We start from the raw sequence: 7,410 nt of genomic DNA, 5'->3' as shown, positions 1-7,410 counted from the left end.
GCTGTCCCGCTCGGGCGCGGGGGCCGCCCCCCGGCCGCCCCCACGCGACCGAGTCGCCGAAGTCGCCGCGCAGCGCGTGTCCGAGGGAGGTCGTGTAGCGCTCCAGGAGCGGCCGGTCGAATCCGTACTCCGTGCGCAGTTCGGCCAGCCGCTCGGGGGTGACCTGGGTGGAGTTCAGTCCCGCGCCCGCCATCGCGGCGACCGGGTCGCCGGGCAGCAGGTCGAGCAGGACGAAGGCCAGGGTGTACGCGGCCCACAGCACGCCGGCGGACTGCACGAGCCGCCACAGCACGTACCGAGTCATCGTGGTCCTTTGGTGTTCACGCGAGGTGTCCCACGCGGCCGGCGGGAGGTCAGCTCTTCCAGGTGTCGTGCAGCCGCACTCCGCCGGACGCGCCGAGCGTCAGGTCGTGGACGCGGCCGGAGACGCCGATCAGGGCCTCCTGGTCGACGATCGGCAGGACGTACGCGGCCCGCACGACGAGTTGCTGGGCGCGGGCGACCAGCTTGTCGCGCTCGGCGGTGTCGGTGGTGGCCGCCTGGTCGTCCAGGACGGTGTCGAGTTCGCCCGCCGGGAGCCGGTAGGAGTTGATCTGGTGCGTGGAGTAGAGGGTGCGCAGGGCGTCGGGGTCGGCCCGCGTGAGGTCGCCGCCCCACAGGGCGTCGTAGTCGCCGGTCTGGATGGTCTGCGGGAACTGGGTGACCTGGAGCTGCTTGATGACCAGCTCGATGCCGACGTCCTTGAGCTGCTGCTGGACGAGTTCGAGGGCGGAGCGGTAGGAGCCCGCGTTGCTGAAGGTGACCACGGTCAGGCTGAGCTTCTGCCCGTCCTTGGTGCGGATGCCGTCCTTGCCCTCGGTCCAGCCGGCCTCGGTCAGCAGGGACTTCGCCTTGGCGGGGTCATGGGCGAGGTCCTCGGAGAGGTCCGTGTAGCCGGGAGTGGTGCGGGACAGGACGCTGGTGGCGGCGCGGGTGCCGGTGGGGAAGACGGCCGCGGCGATCTCGGACCGGTTGATCGCGGCCTGGGCCGCCTGCCGGACCCGGGCGTCCTTGGTGAGCGGACGCGCGTTGTTGAAGCCGAGGTTGAACACCACACCGGGGTTGGCCCGTCGTACGACGCGGGCGTCGCCGCGGCGCAGCACGGCCTCGTCCTGGCGGCGCACTCCGGCGATCACGTCGACCTGTCCCGAGCCGAGGCTGCCGGCGCGCACCCCGGATTCGGCGACCACGGTGAACTCGACGGTGTCGAGGTACGCTTCGCCCTTCTTCTTCCAGGCGGCGGAGCCCCAGGCGTAGCCGGTGCGCTTCTTCAGGGTGAGGTTCTGGTTCTGGCGGTAGGCGGACACCGTGAAGGGCCCGGAGCCGTGGACGCCTTCGGCGCAGCGCTGCTGAGGGGTGCGGGCGGTGTCGGCGGCGGAGACCAGGCCGAGCGCCGGCGTGGAAGTGGCCTGCAGGAACTGGGCGTTGGGCCGGTCGAAGGTGATCTGGACGGTCGACTTGTCGATGACCTTCGTCCCGCGGTAGCCGTTGAGGTGGCCCTGGGCCAGGATCGCCAGTCCGCCGAGCTCGGGTATGGCGTCGAAGTTCTTCTTGACCGCCTCCGCGTCGACGGGTGACTTGTCGCTGAAGGTGGCGCCGGAGCGCAGATGGAAGGTGAAGGTCCGGGCGTCGTCGGTGACTTCCCAGCTCTTCGCGAGCCAGGGCACGATGCGTCCGGTCGACGGGTCCTGGTCGGTGAGCGAGTCGACGGTCTGGCGCAGCGCGTACAGGGTGTCGCTGCTGCCGACCTGCTGCGGGTCGAGGCATCCGGCGTCGGTGGCGACGGCGAAGGTGAGTCTGCCGCCGGTCACGGGCGGACCGGCGTCGGCGTCCGAACTGCCGGACGCGGCGCCGCCGCAGGCGCTGAGCGAGGCGACGAGAGGGAGCGTCAGGGCCAGGGCCAGGGCCGAGGACGACCGGGAGGGACGTCGGCGATCCTTGTTCACGGGTGGTGTCTCCTGCGGGACGGGACGAGGGCAGGGCGGATCTGAAGCACTGCCGGGAGGTGGCTCTGCGGGACCGCGTCAGGGCCCGGCGCCGGGAGGCGCACGGAAGAGGGGCCGCGGGGAGGCGGATTCAGGCGGTGGGACACACCGCGCTGTTCACGCGCTGCAGATCGATGTGGCGACGGGACGACAACAGCGTCTCGACGGGAAGGAACGCGGTGCCACGGGCGGGGAAAAGCGCGCTGCGCATCTGTTTTCCCCTCCCGTTGGATCCCTGTTGGATCGAACCGGCGTCACCCGATAATGGGCGTACCGTAACCGGGGGCGACAACTGCCGTCAATGGCTTGTTTCTTCCGCCGGGAAGCCGCGTGGCATCATGAGCGGAACATTGACCGGTGCGTCGGAAAGGAAAAGCATGACCTCCTTGAACGGTGATCTTCTGGCCACGATCGAGGCGGAGCGGGAGATCTACCGCACGTTCTACAAGTTCTTCCGGCTGGTGGACACGGGCCGGTACGAGCAGTTGGTCGACTGCTTCACCAAGGACGCGTTGATCGAGTACGACGTGATGCCCGGGCCCGTCCAGCGCTTCCACGGACGGGACGAATTCACCTCCTTCATGTCCGCGGGCCGGGTCCCGCGGCGTGAACCGACGGTCGCCCATGTCCTCGGGCAGACCCTCATCGAGTGGACCGACGGCAGGCCTCACGTGCAGGCTTACGCCACGGTCTGGCACTGGAGCGCCACCCGCACGGTCGACGGGCGGCACCGGCCCGCGGACTGGACCGTGGTGGGGCTCGTCGAGGACGACTTCGAGCAGGAGGACGGCCGCTGGCTGATCAGCCGCCGTTTCGTCGCGCCCGTCGCGGGGCTGGTCGCCGCGGGCCGGGGCCCTTTCTGAAGGTGTGCGGTGACGTTGTCCGGGACACCGGTGACGGTGTTCCCGCACATCGGTGACACCTGTTCGGACACTTCGGTGACATGCATTCGGAGACTCCGGTGACATGCATTCGGGGAATCCGGTGACATGCATTCGGGGACTTCGGTGACGGATATTCACAGAGACCGGTGACTTTCATTCGGACACTTCGGTGACAGTGATTCGGGGACATCGGTCACACATTCCCCGGCGGGGCCGGCCGCCCCTTTTCCGGCCTCGTGCGGGAACGGGGCGTCCGCCCCCTGAGCCACTGTGGCAACATTCACGTTTCAACGGGTGTGCGGCAGGTGCGGGAAACCGGCGACGGACCCACCAAAGGCGAGCGGCCGGTTTTTGACATTGCAGCAACGTTCAGCGTGTACGGTCGATTAGGTCCTGCCGCAAGCGTGTCCTCGTCCATGCTGTGCCACTGCGCCCCGCCCGGTGCCCCGGACAGTGCCGTCCGGTCTTGAGCCCGGCGGAAGCCTCACGAGTCGGCGATCGCCTCGCCGCACCCACTCCTTCGCGAACCTCATCCCGCCTACGAGCCATGGATGACGTGCGGGCACCTCGGCAGCGGCACCGCTGGAGCTGGACCGGGCACGCCCGGACAGGCATCCGTACGCAGAGTCGAGGGGGAGATCATGACAAGCACGCTGCACACCACCGGCTGGACGGGCAGCGGTGCGGGGCCCTTCCGGGAGGGGTCCGCGATCCATATACCGGGGCGCCTGGAATCCGACGACGAGGAGCGAATACCGCCGGACGAGGTGTGCCTGTCGCTCCAGAGCCTCGAACTGGCCAATCTAGGTGTGCGCCGCGCCCTCGTCCACGAACAGATCCGGACGGTGCTGGACGCCCAGGACCGGCGCGGCCACGCGTACTGCATGTGGCTGGCGATCGTCACCCTGCTGTACACGGGCGACCTGGTCCTGGCGCGTGCCGAGTGCCGCCAACTGGCCCTGGACCCGCGGTGGTCGCGCTCTCCGCAGCACCAGGCGCTGCTGACGCTGATGCGGGCCCGCATCAGCCTCCTGGCCGGTGACGGCGTCAAGTCGGCGGCCCTGCTCGGCGAGGCCCTGGTCCGTGGTCTGCCGGCGCCTCTGACGCAGCTGGCCGTCGCCTGGCTGGTCGAGTCCCATGTCCTGGCCGGTGAGACGAACGCCGCGCACAAGGTGCTGCTGGCGCACGATCTGGCCGACCGCCTGGAGCCCGATCTGCCCGACCTGGCGTACGTCCTGGCGGCCCGCGGGACCTTGCACATGGCGACCGGCCGGTTCCAGCACGCCCTGGCCGACTTCACCGCCTGCGGACGGGTCCTCACCGCGCAGGGCGTGACCAACCCGGCGGTCGTCCCCTGGCGTTCACGGGCCGCGTTCGCGGCTCTCGCCACCCGGCGGCACGACCTGGCCCTCGCGCTGGCCGGCGACGAACTGACCGCGGCCCGCACCTGGGGCGCCCCGCGCGGCGTCGGCCTGGCCCTGCACGCGGTGGCCATGGCCGGCCGGGACAACGGTTCCGTCGCCCTGCTGGAAGAGGCCGTGGATCTCCTCGACCTCGCCCACGCGCGCGGCGAACTCGTGCACGCCCTGCACGACTTGGCGGTCGTGCAGGGTGAGCGCGGCGACCCGGCGGCGGCCCGCGCCCGGCTGGAGGCCGCCTGCGCGGTCGCGCGCGAGTGCCGGGCCGGCCTGTGGAGGGACCGGCTCAGCACGGCCCTGGAGCGGCAGGACCTGCCCGAGCTGACCAGTCAGGAACTGCGGATCAGCGAACTGGCCCGGGCCGGATACAGCAATCGGCAGATCGCGGAAACCCTCTTCCTGGCGGTACGCACCGTCGAGTTCCATCTGTCGAGCGTCTACCGCAAACTCGGTATCTCCGGCCGGCGAGAGCTGTATTCGGCACTGAGTACACCACCGTCCTGATACGGGTACGTCCTGATAGAGGCACGTCCTGATATGGGTATACGTCCCGCGACGCGCCGTCTCCCCCACCAGGAGGCGGCGCGTTCGCATTCCCACGGGCACCGTGGGAGCACCGCAGAGAACCCTACGGTTCGACCGTAGGATTCACCGGCACCTCTGTACGTGGACTTAACGAGATGCGAGCCTCGAATGGCAGGACAGCACGGATCGACAGCCGTCCACGACAGAGGGGGTTTCTTCGTCCATGGCACATCAGCCGGATCTCGCGGAGACCGTGAAAAAGCTCGTCGAACGCGTACAGGAACTCGAGGACGTACGGGAACTCAACCGGCTGCGGTCCGAGTTGCCGCGCCGTATCAACGACGGGCAGTGGGCACGGATAGGAGAGCTGTTCTCCCGGTCGGCGCACCTGGACTACCAGCACCTCGGCCAGGTCACCGGCCGGGCGGCGATCCAGGAGTACTTCACCTCGCTCCCCGACCTCATCCAGCAGGACAAGCCCGGCTCCCAGCTGCTGGTCAAGCAGTTCGTGCACGGCCATGACGTGGAGGTCTCCGGCGACCGGGCCACCGGCGTCAGCTACTTCGAGGAGCGCGTGGTCTTCGACGACGAGAGCGCCTGGGTGGCCGGCAGGTTCACCGACACCTACGTCCGCGAGGACGGCCGGTGGCTCTTCGAGCGCATCGAACTCGACCTGTACTGGGTTCTCCCGCACTCCGAGGGCCTGGTGCGCAAAACGGCGCCCGAGAAGGATTGAGGGAATTCCCTTGCTTCAGAAGAACACGACGAAGCGGCTCGGCTACTGGCTTCTGCATCTGCACCGGCTTTTCGACGAGGCGACCGGCCGGGCGCTGGCCGGGGAGAACCTGAACCGGCGCCAGTGGCAGGTGCTGCACGCCATCAGTATCGGCGTGGACAAGGCCGCCGATATCGATGCCGCGTTCGCACCGTTCCTGGCGGTGGACGGCGAGACCACATATCAGGGCGTCATCGATGATTTCGCGGGTCGCGGATGGGTCGTGGTGACAGCGGGAACCGCCGCCCTCACCGATTCCGGGGCCGCGGCCCACGAACGCGCGGAGAAGCTTGTCAACGCGCACGCCGCCCGTTCCCTCGTCGGAATATCCGAAGCCGAATTCCTCGCCGCGAACGACGTCCTGGCCCGCATCGCAGCGAATCTCGAGAGCGAGTAGCGAAACGTGCCGTCTTTGACCCGAAGCCGCACCCGCCGGAGGTTCTGATGCCCCACCCCGCCGCCCCGACCCGCGAGGAACTCGTCGACGCCGCCGCCAAGCTGGTGCCGCTGCTGCGCTCACGGTCGCTGTGGATCGACGAGCACCGGCGACTGCCGCAGGACGTCGTCACGGCGATCGAGGACTCGGGCCTGCTGCGCATGCAGGTCCCCGCGCAGTACGGCGGCTACGAGTCGGACGCGCGCACCTTCACCGACGTGCTCGCCGAGATCGCCAAGGGCAACAGCTCGGTCGCCTTCTGCCTCTCCGTCTACGCCTCGCTGGGCTGGATGGCCGCCCTGTGGCCCGACGAGGCACTCGACGAGTTGTTCTCGGACCCCCATGTCCGCATCAGCGGCACCACCGCGGCGACCGGCACCGTCCGGCCCACCGAGGGCGGTTACCTGCTCAGCGGCAGCTGGCGGTTCAACAGCGGTGTCCTGCACAGCCAGTGGAAGATCAGCGTGGCCCTGCCCGAGAACCCGGACGAGCGGAGCGTCCCGCTCTTCTGCCTCGTCCCGGTGGCCGACCTGCGCGTCGAGGACGACTGGCACACCATCGGGCTCCAGGGCTCCGGCAGCGTCACCACCGTCGCGGAGGACGTCTTCGTTCCCGAGCACCGAGTGATCACCGGCGCGGACTTCTACCAGAACGTCTCCAAGTCGCGGATCAACGCCCCCAAGGCGCACTACCGCGTCCCCGTGCTCGTCACCACCAACGCCATCCAGAGCGGCCAGTTCATCGGCGCCGCCCGGTACGCCCTGTCGAGCTTCCTGGAACGGCTTCCCGGACGCCCGCTGACGTACACCGACTACCCCAGCCAGCGGGACGCGCCGCTGACCCACCTCCAGGTCGGCGAGGCCGCACTGCTCGTCGAGGACGCGGAGCTGCGCGCCCGGCACTTCACCGAGCTCATCGCCGGCAAGGTCGCGCGAGGTGAGCCGTGGAGCACGCAGGAGCGGGTCGCCGCGCGGGTGCAGATCGGCTGGATCGCCCGGCAGACCAAGGCGGCCGTCGACATCCTCGCGGCGGCGAGCGGCGGCTCGTCGATCCACAAGGAGACACCCATCGTCCGGATCCAGCGGGACCTGCACGCGGCCTCGCTGCACGCCATGATCACGCCCGGCGTCAACATCGAGCTGTACGGCCGGTCCCTGAGCGGGCTGGCTCCCAACACGGCCTACCTCTGAGCCGGCGCCGGACGACCACGCCCCCGCCCGCACCGCGCACCTCGCGCCCGCCGCACCCTCGCGGCCGCCACGCACCTCGCGGCCACCGCACCTTCGCGGCCACCGCACACCTCACAGCCGCCACGCACCTCGCAGCCGCCGCACCTCGCGCCCACCCC

General features: G+C 69.6%; 7 protein-coding genes and 1 pseudogene. 5 read left to right on the top strand and 3 right to left on the bottom strand.

Going from position 1 to position 7,410, the window contains the following annotated elements; translation table 11 throughout:
* From ABT232_RS16135 to ABT232_RS16125, 3 genes and pseudogenes are all read right to left on the bottom strand, one after another.
* A pseudogene (locus ABT232_RS16135) lies at positions 1-304 on the bottom strand (ABC transporter permease); the annotation flags it as partial.
* 49 nt (positions 305-353) lie between these two features.
* A complete protein-coding gene (locus ABT232_RS16130) occupies positions 354-1,985 on the bottom strand; it encodes an ABC transporter substrate-binding protein (RefSeq protein ID WP_351840530.1) in 1,632 nt (543 codons plus the stop codon).
* 130 nt (positions 1,986-2,115) lie between these two features.
* Positions 2,116-2,235 carry a putative leader peptide gene (locus ABT232_RS16125; RefSeq protein WP_351840529.1) on the bottom strand — a complete coding sequence of 40 codons (120 nt, stop codon included), beginning with the start codon at positions 2,233-2,235 and terminating at the stop codon, positions 2,116-2,118.
* A gap of 166 nt (positions 2,236-2,401) precedes the next feature.
* Between ABT232_RS16125 and ABT232_RS16120 the strand changes: the two genes are divergently transcribed.
* From ABT232_RS16120 to ABT232_RS16100, 5 genes are all read left to right on the top strand, one after another.
* Positions 2,402-2,887 carry a nuclear transport factor 2 family protein gene (locus tag ABT232_RS16120; RefSeq protein WP_351840528.1) on the top strand — a complete coding sequence of 162 codons (486 nt, stop codon included), beginning with the start codon at positions 2,402-2,404 and terminating at the stop codon, positions 2,885-2,887.
* A gap of 662 nt (positions 2,888-3,549) precedes the next feature.
* Positions 3,550-4,830: a helix-turn-helix transcriptional regulator gene (locus tag ABT232_RS16115; protein ID WP_351840527.1), complete on the top strand. Its 1,281-nt coding sequence runs from the start codon at positions 3,550-3,552 to the stop codon at positions 4,828-4,830.
* A 244-nt stretch (positions 4,831-5,074) separates the two neighbouring features.
* Complete coding sequence (locus tag ABT232_RS16110) at positions 5,075-5,587, top strand: nuclear transport factor 2 family protein (protein ID WP_351840526.1); 513 nt, start codon at positions 5,075-5,077, stop codon at positions 5,585-5,587.
* Positions 5,588-5,597: 10 nt separating this feature from the next.
* Entirely contained in the window at positions 5,598-6,023 is a 426-nt protein-coding gene (locus ABT232_RS16105) for a MarR family winged helix-turn-helix transcriptional regulator (protein ID WP_351840525.1), read from the top strand.
* 47 nt (positions 6,024-6,070) lie between these two features.
* On the top strand, positions 6,071-7,252 hold the full coding sequence (locus tag ABT232_RS16100) for an acyl-CoA dehydrogenase family protein (RefSeq protein WP_351840524.1): 1,182 nt from the start codon (positions 6,071-6,073) through the stop codon (positions 7,250-7,252).
* Positions 7,253-7,410: the final 158 nt, after the last annotated feature.

The sequence above is a fragment of the Streptomyces sp. NPDC001532 genome, from assembly GCF_040298625.1.
Taxonomy (GTDB): Bacteria; Actinomycetota; Actinomycetes; order Streptomycetales; family Streptomycetaceae; genus Streptomyces.
This window is presented reverse-complemented; position numbering and strand designations above follow the sequence as displayed.

What these genes read in the sequence shown, in the direction of transcription:
- ABT232_RS16125 (WP_351840529.1), bottom strand. Translation starts at nt 2,235, where the DNA reads ATGCGCAGCGCGCTTTTCCCCGCCCGTGGCACCGCGTTCCTTCCCGTC.
- ABT232_RS16120 (WP_351840528.1), top strand. Translation starts at nt 2,402, where the DNA reads ATGACCTCCTTGAACGGTGATCTTCTGGCCACGATCGAGGCGGAGCGG.
- ABT232_RS16115 (WP_351840527.1), top strand. Translation starts at nt 3,550, where the DNA reads ATGACAAGCACGCTGCACACCACCGGCTGGACGGGCAGCGGTGCGGGG.
- ABT232_RS16110 (WP_351840526.1), top strand. Translation starts at nt 5,075, where the DNA reads ATGGCACATCAGCCGGATCTCGCGGAGACCGTGAAAAAGCTCGTCGAA.
- ABT232_RS16100 (WP_351840524.1), top strand. Translation starts at nt 6,071, where the DNA reads ATGCCCCACCCCGCCGCCCCGACCCGCGAGGAACTCGTCGACGCCGCC.